A 23,446-nucleotide genomic window follows, 5' to 3' on the forward strand; every position below is an offset into this window, starting at 1 on the left:
TGAACTTAATAAGTTCAGCGCCTTTTTTAATGTCACTTTCTCAACATCGTTAAAACTATCGAGACATGTACAAAATGTATAAACAGTCAGGCTTGAAATAGTGTTATCTCAAAGGAACAAGCCCTACTTCATTTCACCATAGCGTTCTAGATACAGAACCGTTGCAGCGGTACGGGAAGGCACTTGCAGCTTTTTCAACAAGCTTTTCATATGTACCTTAACTGTCGATTCAGAAATAAACAGGTGATCGGCGATCTGCTTATTACGGTAACCTTTCGCGACTTCTTGAAGGATCTGCATTTCACGTTCAGTCAGTTGTTCGAAGATATCATTGCGGCTTCCAGCATCATTTAGGTAACGAGCAACCACACTGCTGTAAGCCTTGTCACCGCTGTGTGCTTGCTTAAGCAGTTCAATTAACTCATCGGGTTCAGTGTCTTTCAACAAGTAGCCATCAGCGCCTGCTTTTACAATCGCTTCAATGTCTGCAGGGCTATCAGAAACCGTTAGAATAACAATGTTTGCGCTAGAACCGTCAGTGCGAAGTGCTTTCAAGGTATCTAAACCAGACATGCCCTTCATATTGAGATCCAAAAGGATCAAATCAGGTTCTTCTTCATGAGCAAGAGCAACCGCTTCAGTGCCGTTACTTGCTTCTGCAATCACTTCGAATTCGTCTTCAAAGCTCAGTAATTGGCTTATACCTCTGCGCATCAATGGATGATCATCAACCAGCATTACTTTACAAATCGTCAACTTTAACTTCCTTCAAACTTTTATATTTCAATATGACTGTACAGCCTTCACCTTGCGCCGCTTCAATCGTCAAGTCGCCATTCAGTCTTGCCGCACGCTCCTGCATAATGCTCATCCCGTAGTGGTTCACCTTGGAACTACTTGAGTCAAAGCCATCTCCATTATCTTTTATCACGACTAATACTTCACCGTCCTCATCGATACAGCATACATCTATCAAGTCGGCATTGGCGTGTTTTATTGCATTTATTGTTGCTTCACGAATCAATTGAAGCAAGTGAACCTGACTATGCGCATCAAGCTCGATCGATGAGAGATTATTAGTGAGGTTAATCTTCGCATCGGTTCTCTCGCTGAGCGCCTCAAGCATGGTACTTAAGGCGTCTCCAAAGTTGCCCTCTTTAATGGTCAACCTAAATGTGGTGAGTAGCTCTCTTAACTGGGTATAAGCGTCGGCTAAGCCGTTTCCGATCTCAGACGCGATTTGTTCAGATTGCTCTCGGTGCTGTTGCTCTGGCAGTTTGCCAATCACACGCTTTAATAGTGTAACTTGAATTTTCAAGTACGACAGTGATTGAGCCAATGAATCGTGGAGTTCACGTGCAATCGTGGCACGCTCTTCCATGATAATAAGCTGTTCAGCTTTCTTTTGAGCACGATTGTAGTAGATCGCTCTCGATAGCAGTTGAATGAAGCTTTCGATCAGAGCTTTAGTTGAGTGCCCGTGGTGATATGAACAGTATAAATAGCCGAGAATAAGTTCGTTATCGTCGAGTTTCATCTCAAACTTTTCGTAGTCTAAATTCGAATCGTAACCTTCATCCATAATCAATGAACGGCCTGAGTTATCGACAATCTCGAGCCTCAGTGATCCAATCCCTTCCAAGCTCACGAGATGCTGCAAGATAGCTCGGAAGTTTTCAGGAGCAATACGCGTCACCGTGAGCTCTTGTGACGAGTTATAAAGTGCCTGCAGCGACTGGTTCGCATTTTGCAGCTCAATCGTCTTTGCATCCACCACATCTTCAAGGTTTCGATAAAGCACGCCCAAATCTTTGGCCATCGAGTTAAATGTCTTAGTCAGAATGCCCAGTTCATTGTTGTTAGTGACATTTAATTCCACCTCAAAGTCACTGTTTTTGATCCGCTGACTGGCTCCAACGAGCGCGTGGAGTGGCTTAACAACTTGTTTACGTACAAAGTGAACAACAAAAAGAGATATGACCAGAATCCCACCAAGGCCGATACCACCAGCCCACGCTAACTTTATTAACTTGTCTTCAGAGAACTCTTGCAGCTTATAAACGAAGCCATCGATTTCAGCCACGAAGTTTTCAACCAACACGAGATAGTGATCGCGCTCTTCGCTATTCAAGACCTGTTTTAGCTCATGCCAACGGCCGATAATTAAATAGTAATCTTCTGTGATGTCTGTCGGAACATTCCAACTGACCAAATTAGTCATGGATGGAGAGTAAAGAGAACTTTCGAATTCACGAATATGAGATTCATAATCGACAGATTCTATTTGAATATCATGGGCTAAACGGTAGCTTTGCATTCGCATTGAACCGGCCACGTTAACCGCTTCCGCATCATTCAAACTTGAAGCCAAAGTAAAGATGGCAAAGCCAGTCGTAGCAACCGACAACAGCAGTATAGAGAGCAAAGATTTTGCTATCGTACTTGTTACAGATGAAACCGGTTTTATAAGCAAAAGTGCCTTCCTATTGATAAATGACTTGCCAGCGATATCGTATTGTCACACATCAAAAATCATAGCTCCATTCAATATGTGATCACTCGCTCCGTAATTTATTGATCTAAGACAATATATGCCCCCAATTAGCCCTTAGGGGGTATTTATACAATTGTTTCTAAAACTACACTACTTGTGAGGACTCATTACAAGATATTAATAGAATAATGACCTACAATTACAACATCTTAGTAACATCTATAGGTATCTAGTGGTAGATCTATCAAAACGCCGTCTTTTTTCAAGACGAAAAGTTGACTCAAGCCAGATTCGTTTGCCTTGGATTGACAGCCTAGAAAGCTTTACAGATGACTGTACTCGCTGCGGTAAATGCATCGAGAGTTGTGAGACTAAGATAATCATTGTAGGCGATGGTGGTTTTCCCACTGTAGATTTCTCTATTGATGAGTGTACGTTCTGCTATCAATGTGCAGATGTTTGTCCCGAACCCATTTTTAAGCCAAAGCAAGGAGAGCCTTGGCAAGCAAAAGCACAAATCTCTGATAAGTGTTTAGCGCAACAAAATGTTGAATGCCGAAGCTGTGGTGACATGTGTGAACCTATGGCCATTCAATTTGAACTTAGAGCAGGCAGTGTTGCTCTACCAAAAATCGAGTTAGATGAGTGTAGCGGTTGTGGGGCCTGCGTAGCAATTTGCCCTACTTCGGCTATTCTTGTGAGTAATGCATAAAACAAAAATAACGAGAGCAATTTATGGCACTAAATGAAGTGCATATATCAAGTTTAGTCGTGCATGTGAGCCCAGAGCATCTAGACGAGATCAAAGCACAAATCGAGCAATTCGATAATGCAGAGATTTACGGCAGCAGCCCTGAAGGCAAAATCATCGTGGTCCTAGAAACCGAGAACCAAGGTTTTGTAACGGACACCATCGAAGAAATTAATAATATTACGAACGTTTTAGGGACAGCTTTGGTTTATCACCAAATCGAGACTGGACTGGACGAAACGGATTTAGAAACTGGAAGCAACAATTCTCAACTTGAGGGTGAAGTATGAAAATGACAAGACGTGCGTTTGTGAAAGCAAACGCAGCTGCATCAGCGGCAGCCGTTGCAGGTGTAACTCTACCGGCAACAGCAACCAACCTGATTGCTAGCTCTGATCAAACAAAAATCACGTGGGATAAAGCGCCTTGTCGTTTTTGTGGTACGGGCTGTTCAGTACTAGTAGGTACTCAAAACGGTAAAGTGGTTGCGACTCAAGGCGATCCAGAAGCTCCTGTAAACAAAGGCCTTAACTGTATCAAAGGCTACTTCCTTTCAAAAATCATGTACGGCAAAGACCGTCTAGAACAACCTCTTCTTCGTATGAAAGATGGTGAGTTCCATAAAGATGGTGATTTCGCACCCGTATCTTGGGACAAAGCGTTCGACGTGATGGCTGAGAAATGGAAAGCTTCACTGAAGAAGAACGGTCCAACAGGTGTTGGTATGTTCGGTTCAGGCCAATGGACAGTAATGGAAGGCTACGCAGCCGTTAAGATGATGAAAGCGGGTTTCCGTTCAAACAACATAGATCCAAACGCTCGTCACTGTATGGCTTCTGCTGTAGTAGGCTTCATGCGCACTTTCGGTATTGATGAGCCAATGGGTTGTTACGATGACTTTGAACACGCAGACGCATTCGTACTGTGGGGTTCAAACATGGCAGAAATGCACCCAGTACTATGGACTCGTATTACAGACCGTCGTCTAAGCCACCCACACGTTAAAGTAAACGTACTGTCTACTTACTACCACCGTTCTTTCGAGCTTGCAGACACGGGTTACATCTTCAACCCTCAGTCTGACCTTGCGATCGCAAACTTCATCGCAAACTACATCATCCAAAACGATGCGGTTAACTGGGACTTCGTGAACAAGCACACGAACTTCAAGCAAGCAACGACAGACATCGGTTACGGTCTGCGTGACGATGATCCACTACAGAAAGCAGCCGCAAACCCTAACTCAGGCGAAATGACTGCTATCTCTTTCGAAGACTACAAAGCGTCTGTTGCTGAATACACAGTTGAGAAAGCGTCTGAAATGTCAGGTGTATCTCAAGAAGACCTTATCAAGCTGGCTAAGCAATATGCCGATCCAAACATCAAAGTAATGTCACTTTGGACTATGGGTATGAACCAACATACTCGTGGCGTATGGATGAACAGCCTTGTGTACAACATCCACCTTCTTACAGGTAAGATTTCTACTCCAGGTAACAGCCCATTCTCACTAACTGGCCAACCGTCAGCGTGTGGTACAGCGCGTGAAGTTGGTACATTCGCTCACCGTTTACCTGCCGATATGGTGGTTGCTAACCCTAAACACCGTAAAATTGCAGAAGATATCTGGAAACTTCCAGAAGGCACCATTCCACCGGTACCCGGCGCTCACGCTGTTCTTCAAGACCGTATGTTGAAAGACGGTAAAATCAACGCTTACTGGGTAATGTGTAACAACAACATGCAAGCGGGTCCAAACATCAACACTGAACGTCTGCCAGGTTACCGTAACCCAGATAACTTCATTGTATGTTCTGACCCGTACCCAACGGCAACAGCTCAAGCGGCTGACCTCATCCTTCCAACAGCAATGTGGATTGAGAAAGAAGGCGCTTACGGTAACGCAGAGCGTCGTACACAAGCATGGTACCAACAAGTGAAAACTGTAGGTGAAGCTAAGTCTGACCTATGGCAAATCATGGAATTCTCTAAGCGCTTCACTATTGAAGAAGTTTGGGGTGAAGAACTGGTTGCGAAAATGCCTGAGTACCGTGGCAAAACCATGTACGACGTGCTTTACAAAAACGGCAACGTTGATGCATTCCCACTGTCTGAAGCTCAAGAGCTTAACGACGATGCACAAGCTCAAGGTTTCTACGTTCAAAAAGGTCTATTCGAAGAATACGCAGCCTTTGGTCGCGGCCACGGTCACGATTTAGCACCATACGATCGCTACCACCAAGTTCGTGGTCTACGTTGGCCTGTTGTTGACGGTAAAGAGACACTATGGCGCTTTAAAGAAGGTTCAGATCCATATGCTAAGAAAGGTTCTGATTGGGACTTCTACGGCAAACCAGATGGTAAAGCACTGATCATCAATGCACCATACGAAGCGCCACCTGAAGTACCAAACGATGAATACGATATGTGGCTATGTACAGGTCGTGTTCTTGAGCACTGGCACACAGGTACTATGACTCGTCGTGTACCAGAACTTTACAAAGCAGTACCGGATGCACTTTGTTACATCCACCCTGCTGATGCTAAAGCTCGTGGTCTTCGCCGTGGTGATGAAGTTCTTATCGAAAACAAACGTGGTGAAGTACGCGTTCGTGTTGAAACTCGTGGTCGTAACCGTCCACCACAAGGCTTGGTATTCGTACCATTCTTTGATGCAAGAATTCTGATCAACAAGTTGATCTTGGATGCAACGGATCCTCTGTCTAAACAGACGGATTACAAGAAGTGTCCAGTTAAGATCACTAAGGTCGCTTAAGGACAATATGTTCTTACCACTTAGCTCGTAGATCTGACGTTTTTAATATTGCGACTGCTTTTTTCGTTACTTTTTGAAAGAAGTAGTCCACTCAAAGAATTAGCCTTTAGGCGGAGAAATTAACCATGAAAAAACTGATTACTGCCCTACTATCAGCTGGTCTTTTGCTAGCTGGTGCAGTTCAAGCTGAAGCTGAACTGGATAACCCAGGCGGCATTGGTGGCGTAGAATCTCTACGTGGTGCAAGTGAACTTGAAGCAACTCGCGCAGCAGATGACTTCAAAAAGTTCCCTCGTGACCAAGTACTTGAGAGTGACTACGTATACCAACCACCTCTAGTACCTCATACTATTCGTAGCTATGAAGTTTCTCTTAACGCTAACAAGTGTCTTTCTTGCCACAGCTGGAAAAACGCAAAAGAAATGGGTGCTACTAAAGTGAGTGTAACTCACTACATGAACCGTGAAGATGCGGTACTTGCAGACGTATCACCTCGTCGTTACTTCTGTCTACAGTGTCACGTACCTCAAGCTAATGCTAAGCCACTAGTTGAGAACGAGTTCAAACCTGTAGATTCACTGCGTTAATCGTAGCCGGACTGTAAGAGAGGCTATATATGATAAAATTACTTAAAGCGTTTTGGAAAAGACTTGCGACACCAAGCAAAGCAGCCGTAGGCGTTGTTTTGTTCTTGGGTTTCTCGGGTGGTCTTTTGTTCTGGGGTGCATTCAACACGGGTATGGAGGCAACCAACACGGAAGAATTCTGTTCTGGCTGTCACGCACCTATCGTTGCTGAAATCCAAGAGACAATTCACTACTCTAACCGTTCTGGTGTTCGTGCTATCTGTTCAGACTGTCACGTTCCTCATGAATGGACAGATAAAATTGTTCGTAAGGTTCAAGCATCTAAAGAGCTATACGCACACTTTATTGCGAAAACCATCAATACTGAAGAAAAGTTCAAAGCACGTCGTGCTCACCTAGCGGAACGCGAATGGGCTCGATTGAAGAAGAACGATTCACTTGAGTGTCGTAACTGTCACCAGTTCGATTACATGGACTTCTCAGAGCAGAGCCCCCGTAGTGCGAAACAACACTCGACTGCGCTAGCTTCTGGTGATAAAACGTGTGTAGACTGTCACAAAGGTATTGCACACAAACTACCAGACATGCACGGCGTTGAAGGCTGGCAATAAGGAGCGATTGAATGAGTACTTTAGAAAGCGTAATTTGGCACATCCTAGGTTACAGCGCTATGCCAGTTATCATTCTTGGTGGCTTTGCAGGTGTTGCAGCCGTATCTCTTTGGATTTTATCTATGGGTAAAGACAAAGAAATCGATTAACAATCGAGATTCCATCAACTTCTACCAGATAATTCTGATATGAGTTGATACGAAAAAGCCACTGATTTCAGTGGCTTTTTTATTATCTGACGTTGTGTATCTTTATAATTGAATGTGACTTAACGCCCTAAGCTTCGTTTTCTGGCGCTTCTTTCTCTGCGGTCTCTTTATCAACCTGCTCTTGATCGACAATCGGCAGCACCTGTTTTACATAGTTGCCTGGCGCTTTGCCAATCACAGGATTAAGCTCTGAGCCTTGATTGAAAGGTTCGATTTTTTCGTCAGTTTCAAAACCTTGTAGCCACTGATTCCAGTGTGTCCACCAAGACCCCTCATTATGAGTCGCATTAGTTAGCCACTCATCCGCCGAGTCGTCTAGGTTGTCATTCAGCCAGAACCCGTACTTCTTCTTATCTGGATGGTTAACAATACCCGCGATATGACCAGATTCACCAAGCACGAACGTCTTGTTGCCACCGGTATTCAAGGCACCACGGTAAGTCCCCTGCCAAAGCGCGATATGATCTTCTTTCGCTGAAATGAAGTAGCTTGGTATTTTTATCTTATTGAGATCAATCCAGACACCGCCTACTTTCACGCCTTTGTCTTGAACAAGTTTATTCTCAAGGTAAAGCTCACGCAGCAAGAAATTATGGCATTTAGCTGCAACGTTAGTGCTGTCACTGTTCCAGTACAACAGATCAAACTCCATTGGGCTGCTGCCTTTTAGGTAGTTATCAATGTAGTAGTTCCAGTACAGGCTGTTTTCACGAAGCAAACTGAATGTCACGCTTAATGAACGACCATCCATGAATCCTTTAGCATCGTTCTGTTTCTCAATGGCGTTAATGATCGTTTCATTGATATATGCGCCAACCTCTCCCGGCTGAGAGAAGTCTAATAGAGTCGTAAAAAAGGTCGCAGTTTTAATGCGTTTCTTCATTCTTTTAGCAGCATAGTAAGCGACCGTTGAAGCGAGAACAGTACCACCAATGCAGTAACCTGCAGCATTGATTTGCTCTTTACCCGTGATATCTTCAATTGCCGTCACGGCTTTCGCTACGCCTTCCGTGACATAGTCACCGAACTCTAAGTCTTTTTGCGCTTCACCTGGGTTGCGCCAAGACATCATGAAGACGCTGTGCCCTTGCTCAAGCAACCAACGAACCATTGAGTTCTTTTCACGAAGGTCGAGAATGTAGTACTTATTGATGAATGGAGGAACGATCAACAAAGGCGTGGCGTTCACCTGAGGTGTTTTTGGGTAGTATTGAATAAGCTCGAACAGATCATTTTGAAAAACGACATCACCTTCCGTGTTCGCAACATCAACACCTAATCGGAAGGCATTATTGTTGGTCATACGGATCTTGAGGATATCCGCGCTCGCTTCAACGTCAGCTTGTAGCTGCTCTAGCCCATCTAGCAAGTTCTCACCATTGCGCTCAAGCGTTAGCTTCATCAACTCTGGGTTAGTCGCAATGAAGTTACTAGGAGAAAGAGCATTGATAGCCTGACGTGAAAAGAACGCCACACGTTCCTTGGTTTTCTCGTCTATGCCTTCGATTGAATTAATGGTGTCTATATAGCTTTTGCTGAATAACAAATAAGACTGCTTGATAAAGCTGTAAAACGGGTCATTTTTCCACGCTTCATCAATAAAGCGTTTATCACTGCGCTCTTCAGTAATGACGCTTTCGGTATTACCCATCAGTGCGGCATTTTGCCAAATCTTAAGTTGCTGTTCCCACCACTGGGATTGTAACTGAAGGAGAACGGCGGGTTGGTTAGCGGCTTGCTCGAAGATTTTTGACGCATCATCAAAATTCAACTCTTGCATCGCTTGATTTAGGGGAGATTGCGCGGCTTCCTTGTTTTGTTCAAAGTTTTCCCACCATTGCTGGTTTGTTTGTTGAAGTTTAACAAGGTAGTCCGAAAAGAAGTGTTGAAACATAACATGACTCCAATAATCGGAAAATCGCCACCTAGCCTCACAGTAAACACTGTGCTGACTCGATGGCGATTTTATTTATGCAGGTGTAACTGTTTTCAAGTTTTCAGTTGTTAGTGTTTCAACATCTTCTTTGAACTCTTTTGCAGCAGCTTGCATTTTTGAGCTATCACTCATCATCTGTTGAGACAATTGAGTTAGCGCTGCTAGTTGCTGGCTGTTGAACGCCGTTAGGCTAGTCACGTCTTTGATTTCAGTCACTGCTTTCATTTGCGCAAGACCCATGTTCGTGTAAGTCTGCATTGCATTCATTTGCAGTTCTGTCATCGTTTGGACGTTCTTTGCAACCAACTTGTTGAACTTTAAGTACGGTTCAAATTGCTTTTCAGTTTGGTCAGTAATTGTTTTGAAAATATCCGTGTACATAAGTAACTCCTGATGAATACATAGTTTAATAAATTTGTGTCACTATCGTTTCAGCCAACGCTCATCGATTAACTCGCGATGCTTTGAAAAGCTGATCCGATATTTAAGCTTGCTACCGATATATCAGGCTCTAACCTTCAATACCTTTTAGCAAAACAGCGGTTCCCATTCCCCCACCCACACAGAGTGAAGCAACGCCATAAGTCGTTTTCTGTTCAAGCATTTCATGGATGAGTGAAACAATAATTCGATTGCCTGAAGCACCTAAAGGATGGCCAAGCGCGATTGCACCACCATTCACATTGACCTTTGGCTTGAACTCATCAAGCGGTAAGTCATGCTGCTCTGACAATTGGTACATTACGCCAAGAGCTTGTGCTGCAAACGCTTCATTCAATTCAAACAAATCTACTTCTTCTAGAGTGAGATTCGCCTTATCAAGCGTTTTAGAAACGGCTTCTACTGGGCCTAAACCCATAATCTTTGGATCTAATCCAGACTGTGCGTAGCTCGTTAGCTCTACCAGTGGTGTCAGTCCGTATTTCGCTACTGCACTCTCTGAGGCTAAGATGATTGCACTCGCGCCATCATTGATGCCCGAAGCGTTACCTGCCGTAACAGACCCTTCACGGTCAAAAGCTGGACGAAGCTTTTGCAGACCTTCGAATGTCGCGTCTGACTTCGGATACTCATCGGTATCAAAAGTGACGGTTTGTCTGCGCTGCTTAACTTCTACAGGCACGATTTGCTCGTTAAACTTACCCGCCTCAATCGCAGCAACGGCTTTTTGTTGGCTTTCTAAGGCATAGTTATCTTGAGCTAGGCGCGAAATATTCAACGTGTTCGCGATATTTTCAGCGGTCATGCCCATGTGGTAGTGATTAAACGCATCGGTTAAGCCATCACCAACCAGTAAGTCTTTCATTGAGATGTCACCCATTTTGTGACCATTACGAACGCTCGCTGGTACCACAAAAGGAATTTGTGACATCACTTCAACGCCAGCAGCAATAACCACTTCAGCATCTTGTGCTTTGATGTGCGCCGCTGCGTCCATCACTGATTTCATTCCGCTGCCGCAAATCATGTTCACGCCGTATGCTGGTGTTTCCTCAGGAAGCCCTGCATAGATGGAAGCCTGACGAGCAACCCCCATGCCTTGACCTGCCGAAATCACGTTGCCGACGATTACTTCATCAATCGCATCTAACGAAAGATCGGCAGACTCAAGTGCACCTTTGATCGCAACGCCAGCCAGTTCACCCGCAGATACGTTTTTTAGCGACCCGGTAAATGCACCAATAGGAGTGCGCTTAGCCGCAACAATAAATACTTTTTCCATCATTCCAACCCCTTCAGTTTCGCCAATTACTGCATGTACAAGCCGCCATTCACAGACAATGTTTCGCCTGTAATGTACGCGCCAGATTCACTCGCTAAAAAGCCCACTGCGTCTGCAATTTCAACAGGTGTTGCTAAGCGTTTCATCGGAATTTGGTTCTTGATTGAATCCAGTACTTCAGGCTTCATTTGCTCAACCATAGGAGTTGCTGTGTAGCCAGGGGCAATCACGTTCACGGTTACGCCGCTACGAGCGCCTTCTGCAGCCAAAGCTTTAGAAAAACCAATCATTCCAGCTTTCGCTGCTGAGTAGTTAGTCTGTCCAAATTGACCTTTAAGACCATTGACGGAAGAGATGTTGATGACACGGCAGTTACCCTTTTCACACATAGGAGCGAACAAAGGTTGAGTCACGTTGAACAAACTGTTTAAGTTCGTTTCAATCACATCTTTCCACGCTTCGGCATCCATCTTTTTAAAGACGCTATCACGTGTAATACCTGCGTTATTGACCAGCACATCCACCGTGCCTTCTTCTTCTAACAACTTGCTTAAGCTCAGCGCACATTCCGCAGTATTGGTAACATCTAATTCAAACAATCTCACTTGATCTTCGGTGAATTGTTTTTCGTTAAACCAATCCAAGGCACATTGGTAATTTCCAGTAAAATAAGTCGCGATAACACGATAGCCGTCTGCAACTAATTTAGAGGAAATTGCTGAGCCGATACCGCCTTTTGACCCTGTAATTAAAGCAAGCTTTTTCATTAATGGTTCCATCCCTTACAAGCAATTAAATAACAATGATGTTAATAAGATAATGTCTTAGTTGATAATTAAACTTTACGTTTTGCTTTAATTAAACCCTACAACTCAAAATCAAAAATTATTATTACAAATATAAAATATTTTCGTATTATGATTAAAAACTAGACTTGCATCCCAAAACCAATGAAATGTTACGATTATGTAAATCAACGCAAGACTCTGATATTAATAAGGTTTGTTTAATTTTACTTTTATCACCAAGCAGATAAGCCTTTGTAAATACGAGATAAATCTATATCTCTCAGCTTGTTTCAAGAATAATGCAATGTGGGAATTTGAAATGATTGATCACGAGAATAATAACAAAACTCTTATTAGCCATTAATAAATGGTTCCTAATTATTCTATATAACCTTCGATATAATTAACGTTCTAAATGGGAAAGATGAACATTATGGATAGACAAAAAAGCCCACTCAACCTATGAGTGGGCTTTAGTAAATAGCATTATTAAATAGAGCGTGGGATCTTACTTCGTAAATATTTCATTTGTATTTACATCAAGATAAATTTTGTTTTCAAGGGACAACCCACCACAATAAATAAAATATACATCTCGATTGCTGTACTTAACAGATTTCACCCATCCGCCTAATTCTTCAAAATCACTTGGGGCACACTCCCCCTCAGAGATCAGTTTAGCCACCGAATTACGGAATTTTTCTTGATGGATCTTGAGATCATCAGACTTAACCAAATAGGAATCCAATATCTCTTTGCTTTCTTTTTCCGAAATAATGACTTCATCATTCGATAAGCCTGACATAGAGACCCATTCCGCCGTCTGTGGGCCGCCATCTTTAAGGACAATATAGTCTGAGATACGAGCCCATTCTCCCTGTTTCTCGAGTACCTCCACCTTTTCCCCTTTGTAGAGGTAATCCGTTATCAAGCCATCAATTTCAGGTTGCTCGACCACTTCTAGCTTTCTCTCCAAAACGTAAAATTCCGTCTGCTCTGGTTCAGGCTGAAGATCCATGATGGGTACGAGGTCAGATTCAGATTGCTCGGTAGCTTCTAACGCCGGCTCTTCCGTTTTCTCTTGTGGGATTGGGTCTTTATTCATGACTAAGAAGTAGTATGCCGCTCCTCCCCCTCCGCCCAATATCAACAACACAAGTAAAGCGATCAGCGCTTTTTTCATCAAATCCACCAGCTCTTCCGTTATAGGTATGTCTCAAGTGTACATCAACTCATGCTGCTGCTCATCTATACTCTCAATAGAGCGCACGGTAAGTAGAGGAAAGTCATGAGTTTTTGGGGGAAAGTTATCATTGTAAGCGTAACTTTGAGTGCCAATGTCGCTCTAGCGAATCATTGTGACCGTGAAAACTGGCAAACACTGTTGGATCGTCAGCTCTCTTTTGAAGGTCGCTATAGTCAGTACACCAAAGAGTTCAACCAAGTTCTTTCAACCTATGAGTCACAGACATTGTTATCTAAACACTTTAATGAAAAGCAGATCATTGAGCTTTGGGCAAAGTATGAAGAAAGGTTTAATGTGCAGCTCAATAGTCATATGAATACCGCGTATGACGTCTCCGAGGTTTTGCTACAACAGGCGTATGTTGTGTCTAGTGAACTTGAAGGCGCTGACTCTCTAGCGTATTCATGGCAAGCCGTCGCCAAACACTGCACCAAAGCAAAACTCCCACGCCAGGCAGAAAGCGCGCAGGTGCACGTCCAAAGCTCACAATCACTCTCCCGAGATCTCCATACACTCAGTGAAAAATTCCGTCAGCTGTCTTCAAAATACCGCAGAGAAGCGACGATGATTGATGAAGCGCGCCACATAAACCAACCAGCAAACGATGCATCAAACTGAAATCACCATTAGATTCTCTCACTCGTTCGACTGGACTTTTCCGATAAATATGCTCAATCCCATTCATAATATTCTAAGAACTCGTTAATCAAAGCTTTATCAATAGGTTGTAAAAGTAATGTGCTATCTATCAACAATGAAGTTCAATTTCCGACCAATGCAAGCGAGTATGTGAGATATTCATCACAAAATAGATTTACAAACGCCAGAAAATTGTTATCATGAATCTTCATATAACTTAATAACAAGAAACATTTTGGCTAGGTAATATGCAAAAGACTATGGCTTTCAACTGCTTGAGTAACACGGAATGGACTGCAGAGATAAGAGGTAAACTTTTATCTGTAGCTAAACACATGGAAGAGTTCGGTTCAGTAAGTGAGCTAGAGCTATGTAAGATATTTGGAGAGACAATTTGGAATGACGGCGTGGATTATCATTCACATGCTTTTTCATTCAGAATTAATGCACAAACTGGGGATTGTTCAATCTCTAACTTTAAGTATCACTAAGTTTTGCACCTATCATATACGGAGTACCTTTCACGAGGTGCTCCGTTTTTTATTGCCTGAAGCCTGACACTTAATGGATGATTTTTGATATTGACCGCGCTTCTACTTCAGGAGTAAACCATTTCGTTTTCAGCTCATTCTGCCTTCGTGTTACTGCTCAGAATTTGGCTTAATCGGTATAAATTGGCAGTGGTGCATTGCCTTTTACTTGTCTTATCGCAAGGTGGGTATGAATATCTTTCACGTTAGAGAGCCTTTGAAGTTTTCTTGTAAATGCCTCGTAGGCCATCAAGTTCGGGCTAACCACTTCTAGCAAATAGTCATAAGCCCCAGATACAACGTGGCAACTGATCACCTCTTCCATCTCTACAACAGCCGCCTCAAACTTATCTATCGACACTTCTTGGTGGTTGTTTAGGCTCACCTCAACAAACACACTCATTGCGATGCCGACTTGTTCTCGTGACAAGCTCACACGATAACCGTCAATAATGCCCTTTTCTTCTAGCCTTTTGACTCGTCTTGCACAAGGCGAAGGTGATAAACCCACTTCATCAGCAAGTTCAGCCGTGGTTAACCTGCCATCTTTTTGTAGCAGTTCGAGAAGATGCCTATCAATTCTATCCATAGTAAATGCCAAACATTAGTTAAATCCGTTAATTATTTGGTGAATATTAGCAGAAATCATCAACGATAGTTCAAGTTTAGCCAAAACTTGCCAACCTGTGGCACACCAACTGTTCCATAATGAGTCATCACCCACTCTCCTTCTATATTATGAATCTTGGCTACTTATCTATTACTGTCACCCTACTCATTTGGGCGAGCTTTTTTCTTTCTCTTAAAGGCGGCGCAAATTCAGATTTAACACCTGCCGATATCGCTCTCACAAGATTTCTCATACCGGCTTTGGTGTTATTGCCTTTGATGTGGAAAGCACGCAGCGCAATTGCCGTCGTCCCTAAACGGTATCTAACGGGTATGTTCGTAGGTAGCGGATTACCTTATCTGCTTGTTGCCGGAACGGCCATGCAGTTTGTTCCGGTATCTCATGGCAGTGCTCTTGTTCCGGGCACGCTTCCTCTGTTCGTTACAGGAATTGCGGTACTCTTTTTTAAGCAGCCACTCAGCCGACATCGTGTTGTTGGTTTAGGTTTGGTTTTGCTCGGCATACTGTTGTTTTTAGGGAGTAGCTTAAGCAGCTTCAACTTCGAATACACCAAAGGTCATTTGTTGTTTTTATGCGGAAGCTTAATGTGGGCGATGTTCACCATCTCAGCCCGTGTCGCTAATCTTAATGCGTTAGTCAGTGCCGGTTTTATTTCTCTCTGTTCTACTTTGCTTTTACTCGTCCTAATCCTGACTGGAACCCTCCCAAGCCACCTAATGGAAACACCAATCGCTAATTGGCCCTTCACGGAGCTTGCCGTTCATTCAACAGTGCAAGGCGTTGGGGCGGGTTTAATCGCTGCGTTCACTTACCTTTATGCGGTTAATACCTTAGGGGCTGAACGCTCTGCCGCTTTTGGCAGTGCAACACCCGCAGTGGCGACCTTGTTGGCGATCCCACTATTCAACGAGATTCCTGATGCGATGACTTGGCTCGCCCTTGGTTCTATTTGCATCGGCAGTTTGGTCGCGAGCAACATATTCATGAGAAACGACCAGTCGATGCAGTACCAACCGCCAAGCCATAGCAAAGCCTGATACTGCGTTCAAACCTAAATACAGTTCCCCTAAGCATCGATTTTAGGGCTTGTAGTACACTGATAAGCCTGCCAACGCAGGCTTATCTAAAATCTGCTTTTTCTAAACTCGCTTCTCCATTAAACTGTCCGACCTTTTTGCAGATCCAAGAGAACACCATGCAACGCGACTACACCTTAAATTGCTTAATCACCATGCCTCGCCATGAACTAGAAGAATTTAGTTTAAGAATGATTCATCGCCTTGTTCCTGAAGATGCAATGACAGAATTGTTTACGTTCGAGCAAGAAGAAGTCACCAGCGAAGAGCGCATGCAATCAGCAAAATTTGACGCAATGCTTCGAATGACCGCTATCGCGCTTGGTGAAGTGAACCTCGCCTTCTCAGAGTCGGATAACTCGCAACAGAACATCGAGCGAATGACTCGCCTACTGCTTTGGCACTTCTACTCAATTTCTTTCAACCTTGAAGAAGCAATCGCAATCGAAGTGCACTGTGAGAAAGTAGAAAAGATCTTAAAGAACGCACCTAAAGATGCGTTTGGCTGGGTTAAAGAATTAACTGAGCTGCTTCACTTCTACGCGAAAGTGAACGAAGGTAACGAAGACAGAAAAGACGCTTAACGTTACTTCTACGTAAGTACACATCAAGCTAAATCGAAGGCAGATAGAGCTATACCGAAGGCAAGTAAAAGCTTTGCTGAAAGGAGTTCTCTGCCTTTGTTGTTTCTAGCACACTGTGATGCAACATCAGTATCGACTGCGCGATCTTGGTTCCTATTCCCAAAGAACCATTCGGCGCTTCCAGTTCAACCTCATTATGAATCACCACCTTCACCCGTTTGGAATCCGCTTCAAAACCAACATCTAACGACACCACAGTGCCACTTGGGCTATGCCTCAATGCATTATCTAACAGATTCAAAATCAACCTCTCAAGCAGATCACTGTCACCCACAGCCTTGATTCCAATAGGCATATTAATGTTCAACTCAACATTTTTATGGCGATATTGGCTTTGTATCGTTTCTAAGCATTCGCTCATCAGCCCATTGAAATCGATTGAAGCGTATTGATATGTGGGTACCGGGTTATCATTCTTGGCGCTATCTAACAGCGAATGGAGCTGTTCAGATAACTTGTTGCCATTGCGATATGCCACATCTATGAGTGGTTCCGAATGTGGGTTTTGAATCCTCCACGTTTCTAGATACCCCAATACACTCGACAATGGCGTTTTCAAATCATGACTGAGCTGTAATAAGCTTTGTCTTCGATGTGACGACTGATATTCAAGTTGCAAAAATTGCTGTTGAATGTGCTTCGCCATCAACTGATACGAGCGTGCAATCGGCACCAATTCTGGTACTTGATGAATGAAGTTCGGGTCCAATCGAAAATCTTGCTCTGCTTGTTGTTGCAGCTTGTTTGTAACTTCTTCGATAGGGTTTAAGAGGCTGCGCTTCACGAGCAGGTAAGCCCCAATCGCAAAACCTAAGATAGAGATCAGCATAAGTCCTGCTAGCGCCATATAAGGTGTGTCGACTTGCGAATTAGCAATCACGGTATGGCGATTACTGCCAATCAACACATACAGATACCCAACTGTTGAACCCAACTCTTCAATCGCAGCAACGGAAAACACCTTACGAGAATCAGGATTGATAGGGTCTTCGCCAAGAATCGGATAAGGCTCGTCATTTAAAAATTGTCTAATGGGTGCTAAGTCTATCTGGCTTGCCAACACAGTGCCTTCTGGCGCAGCGTGCGTCGTGATATTTCCTTGGCTGTCGAGAAAATAAATGTCGAAATCGGGACCAATCAACATCAAGGTATGAAATATGGATTTAAGGGCTTTGGGGTTGTAGTCAGTCCCTATCATCAGAGGGTTATCATCGCGCATATGAACCGCGAGCTCTTTGTGTAAGCTCTGCTTAGTTCTTTGTTCTATGGTCTCTTTTTGCCAATTATAGGTATAAGCAATCACCACACTCACGAGCAGAAACCACAAACTGGTGAACAACACTAAACGCGATTTGAAACTCATGTTCTCTCCTCGATGGCTCTTAGGTCTTACTGGCCTTTTAGTAAACTTCGGGCGCGACACATAGGCCTAAGCTTTCGACTCAAACTTATAGCCCACACCCCAAACGGTTTTAATGAAATCATCATCACTATTCGGCATCGCAAGCTTGGTTCTTAACCGGTTGACTGTGCTACAAACGGTATGGTGATAGCCAGAGTGATGAGTATTCCAAACATGATCGAGCAGCTCGTCTTTGCTATACACACGCCCCGGGCGGGTTGCTAAGAAATGAAGTAAGGTAAACTCGGTAGCTGTCAGCGGTACGTCTTGGTTATTGAGTGACACCTGATGGCGTTCAGGTTGAATAGTGAGCACACCAAAATTCATAATCGATTCTGCTGTCACAACCTCTTGAGTCGCTGATTCGACATGGCTTAAACGGCGAAGCACGTTCCTCACTCTTGCTTGAAACTCGAGAACGCTGAAAGGTTTCGTTATGTAGTCATCAACACCGGCTTCTAAGCCTGACACCTTATCTAACTCAGCGTCTCTTGCGGTTAGCATGAGTACTGGCGTCCAATCCTCTTGCTGACGCAACATTCGACAGAAATCGAGTCCGTCACCGTCTGGTAAGCCACGATCCAGTACGATCAAATCGAAATGACCCTCTTTATAGAGCGCCTGAGCCTTTTCAATCACATTAGCTCTGATTACGTTATGCCCTTGGAACTTAAGATGCATCTGCACCAGTTCAGCCAAGTCATCATCGTCTTCAACCAACAATATGTTTGCCATCAAATTTACCGCAGCACTATTCATGATCCCTGCTCTATTCTGAGTCCGCCCACCTTTCAATTGACCGGAACAGAGCAGGAATTCTTTCATCGTGCTTTCAACCTGTTACTGAGTTCGAGTAATGGTGATTCTTGCACCGGGGTTAAGGAAACGATGATTTGCACTTAAAGTAGAAGTCGTAAGGCCATCATCTTGGCTGATTACGCCAGAGTGAAAACTCACTATATCGGTGTCGTCTCGTGTGGTATTAAAACCTTCACCACCGCCTGCTGGTCCCGGAATGGTTGCAGCAAGCTCATCGTTCAGCTCAGTTCCCGAATCCCAAACATTCATGTTCATGGTAAAGGTATCACCCACCGCTAATGACTTGAGCGATAATCCGGATTCGCCGACAAACGCATCATTGGTGTTCACCAACATGGAAGCAACTGAGATATACCCTTCTTGATTTGGGTCGACACGAATCGACACCGTGTCTTGCTCACCTGAAAGAATCAGTCCATTGCCTGAGATGCCTTGATAAACATTGGCGTCACTGTCACTGAGCGCAAGCAATTGTGCATTACTACCCCCTTCCGCCAAGTATTCCAGATCGACAGAGGCACTTTGCCCAACTTCAAACAGATCAAAATTCGTATTGTGAGTCAACACCGCGAGTGGTGACATTGGTTGATTGGGGGTGAGGTTAGTAACACTCACATCATAGCGATAGTAATCGTCGTCATCGTCCGGACAACCCGCTAACACAGCTACTGATGCAGCGATAAATAGAATTCTAGCTTTCATACATCCCCCTTACTTCACAACAATGGTGATAGTTGCAACAGGGTTTAACCATCGATGGCTACTGCTATCGAGGTCACTGATGCCGCCCGCCGCATCACCATCACCAATGTTACCTGGATGAATATGAACCTTAGCGTTTGATACTGCCGTTTCTACACCTGTGCCACCAGCGCCAAAGGTAATGAATGGAGGGTTCGGCATACTGCCCGCCAGCTCATCATTGGCTTCTGTGCCTGCGTCATAACCATTTAGAGTCGCTTTGTAGGTGCCCGCTTGAGTTGGGATCTTCCAGCTATCTAGACCAACAAAGCCGTCGTTTGTCGGCAGCAACATTGCACCCAATGATAGGTACTCTAAATCACCAGTACTGATATCAAACGTAGTTGCGACGCCTGGATTGAGGATGCCGGCCGCTGGGTTCTCAACCACCACGCCTCCCGCGTTGGCAATGACACCAGATAAACCTGAAATATCGCCACCTTCGGCCATGGACTCTAGTTCCGAAGAAGCCGTTTCACCCGTTCTAAACATGAACAAGCTTGAGTCATGAGCCGCCGCTAAGATAGGCGTAAAGTAGATCCCTTTCGTTGCATTAGTGACAGTGACTTCAAGCTCAGCAGCCTGAACTTGAGCCGCTCCGAAGGCCAACATAGCCGAGCTGATCACTAAGCTGATTTGAGTACGTTTATTCATTTTGATTCCATCCTTTATCGAGTCCTATCGTTGCCAACAAAACGAATAACAGCGATATACCGTTACCTTTGCCAGAACGAACTGTGGTGTTGTTGACTCTAAGAATGACGATCAAATCTATCAGCAACTTCATTGAATTCTCATAAAACTCTCACAAGTTTATCCAAACTTATTACTGCAAATAAAAATAGCGATAAAGTACTAATATTTAATCGAAAAATATCAATTTATCATTTACGTCAGAAGGGATAGAAAAGAAGATAAAGAATAGAAATGGAACGAATAAAACGCAAAAAGGCCGAATCGATTTAACGATTCGGCCTTTATTCTAGCGTACTGTTGTTACTCTTTCCTAAGCCGTATTTGGCCTTTCAATCGAGCTAACAACACAACATCAAATTAGAACGCGTAGTTTGCGTCAATCAGTTCGCTAACTTCCACTTTGCTTACTTCAGCACGAGCTTCAAGCCATTGAGCAACTTGCAGTTGTTCTGCTTCTGTTACTGAACGGTAGCGCTCAATTGAGCATAAGAAACCTTCAAACAGCTCAAGGCCGCCGCCACCAAAGCACAGACCGATGCTGTCGATGAAATCAATGAACTCATCAATGAACACATCGTATTGATCAAAATCAGTAATCGATGTCTTGCAGCTTACTTCAAAACCCAGAATCGCGAATTCACCTAGGTATAGCTTTTTGCGTAGGCGACGATTTTTGTTTTCGATTTTATCTAATTTCATAACTGCCTCTCTTTTCGTTTGATAAAGCATTTATACACAGTTCCACATCAATCCCCAAGAGTTTTGTATTACACAAGGGTGTTAATGGCAAAAATCGTGCTACAGAAACAAAACCTTAATCAAATCTATAAAAATCTGTCACTTAACTGCTTCACGATTAGTCACACATTGACCCAACTTATTAACCAATTAGTTAGTAGGTGGGTAAGTCATGAATAACGAATAATAAAATCAGCCAATAGGAAGCAGTAAAGATGAGCAAGGAAACATTTGATAGCACTCGTTTTAATAAGAGCAAAAACAAACCCTTCGAAGAAGTTTTAGATGCGAACCTTTCAAGAAGAAATGTTCTCAAAGGCGGTTTAGGCATCAGTGCAATGACGGCGTTTGGTGCTTTTGGTTTAGCAGGCCACAGCACAGCGCACGCGGCGACAGCATCATCTAGCGCACCGCAAAAAAGCACTGCTACACTTGCATTCGAATCGGTTAAAGGCTCACTGACAGACAGTGTCGTTGTGCCAAAAGGCTATACAGCACAAGTATTGGTTCCTTGGGGTACTCCACTTAACAAGCAAGGCAATGCTTGGTTAAAAGATGGAACCAACAACGCACAAGATCAAGCAAACTCACTGGGCATGCACCACGACGGCATGCACTTCTTCCCGCTTAATGGCAACAGCAACGACGGTTTGTTGGTGATTAATCACGAATACATCGACCAAAAAGCACTGCACGGTAATGGTCCTACATACGATGAAGGCAACCGCCCTAGCCTTGATGAAGTACGTAAAGAGATCAACGCACACGGCGTGAGTGTGGTTCGTGTAAAACTTGAAGGCAACCAATGGGTGATGGTCGATAACGATCCTCTGAACCGCCGCTACACAGGCGCGACCGTAATGGATCTGTCTGGTCCTGTTGCACACAGTGAATTTACCAAAACCAAGTTCTCACAAGACGGCAGCCAAGCTCGTGGCACGTTGAACAACTGTGGTAATGGCTACACACCATGGGGCACTTACCTAACGTGTGAAGAAAACTGGCCGGGTTATTTCGTTAACAAAGGCGAGACAACACCAGCGCAAGAACGTATTGGTATCGCTACTGACAAAACACGTTACGGTTGGGACACGCTTTCAGGTAACAAACAAGAACGCCTAGACGAATTTGCTCGCTTTGACGTAACACCAACAGGTGAGTCAGCAATGGACGATTACCGTAACGAAGCACACGGTCACGGCTACATTGTTGAAATAGACCCATACACAGCAAACTCTCGCGCTAAGAAACGTTCTGCACTGGGTTGTTTCCGTCACGAAGGCTGTACGTTTGGTAAGTTGACCGAAGGCGAGCCAATCGTATTCTACTCTGGTCACGATTCTCGCTTTGAATACCTATACAAATTTGTTTCTGAAGAGAAATGGGACCCGCGTGACGCAGAACCGAGTAATCGCCTAAGTGCGGGTGACAAGTACATGGATAAAGGCACGCTGTATGTGGCTAAGTTCAACGATGACGGTTCAGGTACGTGGCTACCACTAACGTTGGGCAGCAAGACTACAAACGGCGGCAAGCTAGGTGATTCATTTGACTCTCAAGCAGCGCTTATCATCAATACAGCGGGCGCTGCCGACCTTGTTGGTGCAACGCCAATGGATCGCCCTGAATGGTGCTCTGTTGACCCAATGACGGGTACGGCTTACCTAACGCTGACTAATAACAACAAGCGTAAAGAAGCGAACTCTGCGAACCCTCGCGTAGACAACAAGTTCGGTCATGTTATCCGTTGGGATGAAGGCAAAACGGCAGGCGAGTTCGATTGGGATATCTTCGTATTTGGTTCACCAGCAGTGGAAGACAAGTCTATTAACCGCTCTGGTCTAACAGACATGAACCAATTCGCGAGCCCTGACGGCTTAGCGTTTGATGCTCGTGGCATCTTGTGGATTCAGACAGATAACGGCGCAGACGAAGTCACTGGCTACACCAATGACCAAATGCTGGCAGTGGTTCCATCTCAGTTAACGGATGACAACGGCAACAGTGCGGTGATTGATGCAAACAACCAAGCACAGCTTAAACGCTTCTTTGTGGGTCCAAACGGTTGTGAAGTGACTGGCTTTACCATCAGCCCAGATTTCAAATCACTGTTTGTGAACATTCAACACCCTGCAAACTGGCCATCGTCTGAAGATGCAACAGCACAAACTCAAGGCAATGTTCGTCCAAGAGCATCTACGGTTGTGATTCGTCGTGAAGACGGCGGTGAAATCGCGGTTTAATACGCAAATCTAGCTAAGATCAGAAACATTTCTGTTATCTAGTTTCTGTTATCTAGCTAAGTAAAATCAAAAAGAGCGATAAGGCCAAATGCCCTATCGCTCTTTTTATATTCTATGCATTCTTCGGTTTAAGTAAGAATCCGAATTTTCAAAACTCACCGTAATC

General features: G+C 44.1%; 25 protein-coding genes. 11 read left to right on the top strand and 14 right to left on the bottom strand.

Translation table 11 applies throughout. The features are described from left to right. Positions 1–123: 123 nt before the first annotated feature. Together A6D97_RS04555 and narQ are read right to left on the bottom strand one after the other, a co-directional pair. Positions 124–756, bottom strand: a complete 633-nt coding sequence (locus A6D97_RS04555; RefSeq protein ID WP_017062609.1) for a response regulator — start codon at positions 754–756, stop codon at positions 124–126. After that, the gene (gene narQ, locus A6D97_RS04560; RefSeq protein WP_065583907.1) at positions 743–2,473 is read right to left on the bottom strand and encodes a nitrate/nitrite two-component system sensor histidine kinase NarQ; all 1,731 of its coding nucleotides are present in this window, start codon (positions 2,471–2,473) and stop codon (positions 743–745) included. Before narQ ends, A6D97_RS04555 begins: the two co-directional genes overlap by 14 nt. Positions 2,474–2,726: 253 nt before the next feature. Here narQ and napF point away from each other — a divergent pair, with 253 nt between their 5' ends. The 6 genes from napF to A6D97_RS04590 all read left to right on the top strand — a co-directional run bounded on the left by napF (position 2,727) and on the right by A6D97_RS04590 (position 7,368). Next, positions 2,727–3,206 carry a ferredoxin-type protein NapF gene (gene napF, locus A6D97_RS04565; protein ID WP_017062611.1) on the top strand — a complete coding sequence of 160 codons (480 nt, stop codon included), beginning with the start codon at positions 2,727–2,729 and terminating at the stop codon, positions 3,204–3,206. A 23-nt stretch (positions 3,207–3,229) separates the two neighbouring features. Continuing rightward, positions 3,230–3,535 (top strand): chaperone NapD, encoded by a 306-nt coding sequence (locus A6D97_RS04570; RefSeq protein WP_019824440.1) that lies wholly within the window; start codon positions 3,230–3,232, stop codon positions 3,533–3,535. Next, positions 3,532–6,021 (top strand): periplasmic nitrate reductase subunit alpha, encoded by a 2,490-nt coding sequence (napA, locus tag A6D97_RS04575; protein WP_017062613.1) that lies wholly within the window; start codon positions 3,532–3,534, stop codon positions 6,019–6,021. Before A6D97_RS04570 ends, napA begins: the two co-directional genes overlap by 4 nt. Before the next feature lie 125 nt (positions 6,022–6,146). Continuing rightward, positions 6,147–6,608 carry a nitrate reductase cytochrome c-type subunit gene (locus A6D97_RS04580; protein ID WP_017062614.1) on the top strand — a complete coding sequence of 154 codons (462 nt, stop codon included), beginning with the start codon at positions 6,147–6,149 and terminating at the stop codon, positions 6,606–6,608. A gap of 29 nt (positions 6,609–6,637) precedes the next feature. After that, a complete protein-coding gene (locus A6D97_RS04585; RefSeq protein ID WP_017064495.1) occupies positions 6,638–7,219 on the top strand; it encodes a NapC/NirT family cytochrome c in 582 nt (193 codons plus the stop codon). A gap of 11 nt (positions 7,220–7,230) precedes the next feature. Continuing rightward, positions 7,231–7,368: a TIGR02808 family protein gene (locus tag A6D97_RS04590; protein ID WP_010430103.1), complete on the top strand. Its 138-nt coding sequence runs from the start codon at positions 7,231–7,233 to the stop codon at positions 7,366–7,368. Between the two features lie 127 nt (positions 7,369–7,495). On the opposite strand, the gene phaC is transcribed toward A6D97_RS04590, so the two are convergent. From phaC to A6D97_RS04615, 5 genes are all read right to left on the bottom strand, one after another. Beyond that, positions 7,496–9,322, bottom strand: a complete 1,827-nt coding sequence (gene phaC / locus A6D97_RS04595; RefSeq protein ID WP_017072236.1) for a class I poly(R)-hydroxyalkanoic acid synthase — start codon at positions 9,320–9,322, stop codon at positions 7,496–7,498. A 75-nt stretch (positions 9,323–9,397) separates the two neighbouring features. After that, positions 9,398–9,745: a phasin family protein gene (locus A6D97_RS04600; RefSeq protein ID WP_017062616.1), complete on the bottom strand. Its 348-nt coding sequence runs from the start codon at positions 9,743–9,745 to the stop codon at positions 9,398–9,400. Between the two features lie 130 nt (positions 9,746–9,875). Next, positions 9,876–11,087 (bottom strand): acetyl-CoA C-acetyltransferase, encoded by a 1,212-nt coding sequence (locus A6D97_RS04605; protein WP_065583938.1) that lies wholly within the window; start codon positions 11,085–11,087, stop codon positions 9,876–9,878. A gap of 26 nt (positions 11,088–11,113) precedes the next feature. Then, positions 11,114–11,854, bottom strand: a complete 741-nt coding sequence (locus A6D97_RS04610) for an SDR family oxidoreductase (RefSeq protein WP_017062618.1) — start codon at positions 11,852–11,854, stop codon at positions 11,114–11,116. 529 nt (positions 11,855–12,383) lie between these two features. Then, positions 12,384–13,067, bottom strand: coding sequence for an SH3 domain-containing protein (locus A6D97_RS04615; protein ID WP_017072234.1), 684 nt, complete (start codon positions 13,065–13,067; stop codon positions 12,384–12,386). Positions 13,068–13,163: 96 nt separating this feature from the next. On the opposite strand from A6D97_RS04615, the gene A6D97_RS04620 reads away from it, so the two are divergent. Both A6D97_RS04620 and A6D97_RS04625 read left to right on the top strand, forming a co-directional pair. Continuing rightward, positions 13,164–13,739, top strand: a complete 576-nt coding sequence (locus A6D97_RS04620; RefSeq protein ID WP_065583908.1) for a hypothetical protein — start codon at positions 13,164–13,166, stop codon at positions 13,737–13,739. Between the two features lie 269 nt (positions 13,740–14,008). Beyond that, positions 14,009–14,251 carry a hypothetical protein gene (locus tag A6D97_RS04625; RefSeq protein WP_017062621.1) on the top strand — a complete coding sequence of 81 codons (243 nt, stop codon included), beginning with the start codon at positions 14,009–14,011 and terminating at the stop codon, positions 14,249–14,251. Between the two features lie 169 nt (positions 14,252–14,420). On the opposite strand, the gene A6D97_RS04630 is transcribed toward A6D97_RS04625, so the two are convergent. Continuing rightward, positions 14,421–14,879 carry an Lrp/AsnC family transcriptional regulator gene (locus A6D97_RS04630; RefSeq protein WP_017062622.1) on the bottom strand — a complete coding sequence of 153 codons (459 nt, stop codon included), beginning with the start codon at positions 14,877–14,879 and terminating at the stop codon, positions 14,421–14,423. Between the two features lie 149 nt (positions 14,880–15,028). On the opposite strand from A6D97_RS04630, the gene A6D97_RS04635 reads away from it, so the two are divergent. Then, complete coding sequence (locus A6D97_RS04635) at positions 15,029–15,958, top strand: DMT family transporter (RefSeq protein ID WP_065583909.1); 930 nt, start codon at positions 15,029–15,031, stop codon at positions 15,956–15,958. A gap of 158 nt (positions 15,959–16,116) precedes the next feature. Continuing rightward, the gene (locus tag A6D97_RS04640) at positions 16,117–16,581 is read left to right on the top strand and encodes a hypothetical protein (RefSeq protein ID WP_017064489.1); all 465 of its coding nucleotides are present in this window, start codon (positions 16,117–16,119) and stop codon (positions 16,579–16,581) included. A gap of 49 nt (positions 16,582–16,630) precedes the next feature. Here A6D97_RS04640 and A6D97_RS04645 read toward each other — a convergent pair whose 3' ends face one another. The 6 genes from A6D97_RS04645 to A6D97_RS04665 form a co-directional block, all read right to left on the bottom strand. Beyond that, positions 16,631–18,004: a HAMP domain-containing sensor histidine kinase gene (locus tag A6D97_RS04645; protein WP_065583910.1), complete on the bottom strand. Its 1,374-nt coding sequence runs from the start codon at positions 18,002–18,004 to the stop codon at positions 16,631–16,633. A 66-nt stretch (positions 18,005–18,070) separates the two neighbouring features. Beyond that, positions 18,071–18,802 carry a response regulator transcription factor gene (locus tag A6D97_RS04650; protein ID WP_017067448.1) on the bottom strand — a complete coding sequence of 244 codons (732 nt, stop codon included), beginning with the start codon at positions 18,800–18,802 and terminating at the stop codon, positions 18,071–18,073. 81 nt (positions 18,803–18,883) lie between these two features. Continuing rightward, on the bottom strand, positions 18,884–19,564 hold the full coding sequence (locus A6D97_RS04655) for a spondin domain-containing protein (RefSeq protein ID WP_017072230.1): 681 nt from the start codon (positions 19,562–19,564) through the stop codon (positions 18,884–18,886). 9 nt (positions 19,565–19,573) lie between these two features. Further along, the gene (locus A6D97_RS04660) at positions 19,574–20,257 is read right to left on the bottom strand and encodes a spondin domain-containing protein (RefSeq protein WP_065583911.1); all 684 of its coding nucleotides are present in this window, start codon (positions 20,255–20,257) and stop codon (positions 19,574–19,576) included. Further along, on the bottom strand, positions 20,250–20,390 hold the full coding sequence (locus tag A6D97_RS21960; protein ID WP_017067451.1) for a hypothetical protein: 141 nt from the start codon (positions 20,388–20,390) through the stop codon (positions 20,250–20,252). The genes A6D97_RS04660 and A6D97_RS21960 overlap by 8 nt, the downstream gene beginning before the upstream one ends. Positions 20,391–20,656: 266 nt before the next feature. Beyond that, positions 20,657–20,998: a YggL family protein gene (locus A6D97_RS04665; RefSeq protein ID WP_017062629.1), complete on the bottom strand. Its 342-nt coding sequence runs from the start codon at positions 20,996–20,998 to the stop codon at positions 20,657–20,659. A 254-nt stretch (positions 20,999–21,252) separates the two neighbouring features. On the opposite strand from A6D97_RS04665, the gene A6D97_RS04670 reads away from it, so the two are divergent. After that, positions 21,253–23,280: a PhoX family phosphatase gene (locus tag A6D97_RS04670; protein WP_065583912.1), complete on the top strand. Its 2,028-nt coding sequence runs from the start codon at positions 21,253–21,255 to the stop codon at positions 23,278–23,280. The last annotated feature ends 166 nt before the right edge of the window (positions 23,281–23,446 follow it).

The organism is Vibrio sp. ZF57 (genome assembly GCF_001691235.1).
Taxonomy (GTDB): domain Bacteria; phylum Pseudomonadota; class Gammaproteobacteria; order Enterobacterales; family Vibrionaceae; genus Vibrio; species Vibrio crassostreae_C.

What these genes read in the sequence shown, in the direction of transcription:
- phaC (WP_017072236.1), bottom strand. Translation starts at nt 9,322, where the DNA reads ATGTTTCAACACTTCTTTTCGGACTACCTTGTTAAACTTCAACAAACA.
- A6D97_RS04620 (WP_065583908.1), top strand. Translation starts at nt 13,164, where the DNA reads ATGAGTTTTTGGGGGAAAGTTATCATTGTAAGCGTAACTTTGAGTGCC.
- A6D97_RS04650 (WP_017067448.1), bottom strand. Translation starts at nt 18,802, where the DNA reads ATGAATAGTGCTGCGGTAAATTTGATGGCAAACATATTGTTGGTTGAA.
- A6D97_RS04665 (WP_017062629.1), bottom strand. Translation starts at nt 20,998, where the DNA reads ATGAAATTAGATAAAATCGAAAACAAAAATCGTCGCCTACGCAAAAAG.
- A6D97_RS04670 (WP_065583912.1), top strand. Translation starts at nt 21,253, where the DNA reads ATGAGCAAGGAAACATTTGATAGCACTCGTTTTAATAAGAGCAAAAAC.
- A6D97_RS04660 (WP_065583911.1), bottom strand. Translation starts at nt 20,257, where the DNA reads ATGAATAAACGTACTCAAATCAGCTTAGTGATCAGCTCGGCTATGTTG.
- A6D97_RS04580 (WP_017062614.1), top strand. Translation starts at nt 6,147, where the DNA reads ATGAAAAAACTGATTACTGCCCTACTATCAGCTGGTCTTTTGCTAGCT.
- A6D97_RS04600 (WP_017062616.1), bottom strand. Translation starts at nt 9,745, where the DNA reads ATGTACACGGATATTTTCAAAACAATTACTGACCAAACTGAAAAGCAA.
- A6D97_RS04610 (WP_017062618.1), bottom strand. Translation starts at nt 11,854, where the DNA reads ATGAAAAAGCTTGCTTTAATTACAGGGTCAAAAGGCGGTATCGGCTCA.
- A6D97_RS04590 (WP_010430103.1), top strand. Translation starts at nt 7,231, where the DNA reads ATGAGTACTTTAGAAAGCGTAATTTGGCACATCCTAGGTTACAGCGCT.
- A6D97_RS04655 (WP_017072230.1), bottom strand. Translation starts at nt 19,564, where the DNA reads ATGAAAGCTAGAATTCTATTTATCGCTGCATCAGTAGCTGTGTTAGCG.
- A6D97_RS04635 (WP_065583909.1), top strand. Translation starts at nt 15,029, where the DNA reads ATGAATCTTGGCTACTTATCTATTACTGTCACCCTACTCATTTGGGCG.
- A6D97_RS04585 (WP_017064495.1), top strand. Translation starts at nt 6,638, where the DNA reads ATGATAAAATTACTTAAAGCGTTTTGGAAAAGACTTGCGACACCAAGC.
- napA (WP_017062613.1), top strand. Translation starts at nt 3,532, where the DNA reads ATGAAAATGACAAGACGTGCGTTTGTGAAAGCAAACGCAGCTGCATCA.
- A6D97_RS04625 (WP_017062621.1), top strand. Translation starts at nt 14,009, where the DNA reads ATGCAAAAGACTATGGCTTTCAACTGCTTGAGTAACACGGAATGGACT.
- A6D97_RS04630 (WP_017062622.1), bottom strand. Translation starts at nt 14,879, where the DNA reads ATGGATAGAATTGATAGGCATCTTCTCGAACTGCTACAAAAAGATGGC.
- A6D97_RS04570 (WP_019824440.1), top strand. Translation starts at nt 3,230, where the DNA reads ATGGCACTAAATGAAGTGCATATATCAAGTTTAGTCGTGCATGTGAGC.
- A6D97_RS21960 (WP_017067451.1), bottom strand. Translation starts at nt 20,390, where the DNA reads ATGAAGTTGCTGATAGATTTGATCGTCATTCTTAGAGTCAACAACACC.
- A6D97_RS04645 (WP_065583910.1), bottom strand. Translation starts at nt 18,004, where the DNA reads ATGAGTTTCAAATCGCGTTTAGTGTTGTTCACCAGTTTGTGGTTTCTG.
- A6D97_RS04640 (WP_017064489.1), top strand. Translation starts at nt 16,117, where the DNA reads ATGCAACGCGACTACACCTTAAATTGCTTAATCACCATGCCTCGCCAT.
- A6D97_RS04605 (WP_065583938.1), bottom strand. Translation starts at nt 11,087, where the DNA reads ATGGAAAAAGTATTTATTGTTGCGGCTAAGCGCACTCCTATTGGTGCA.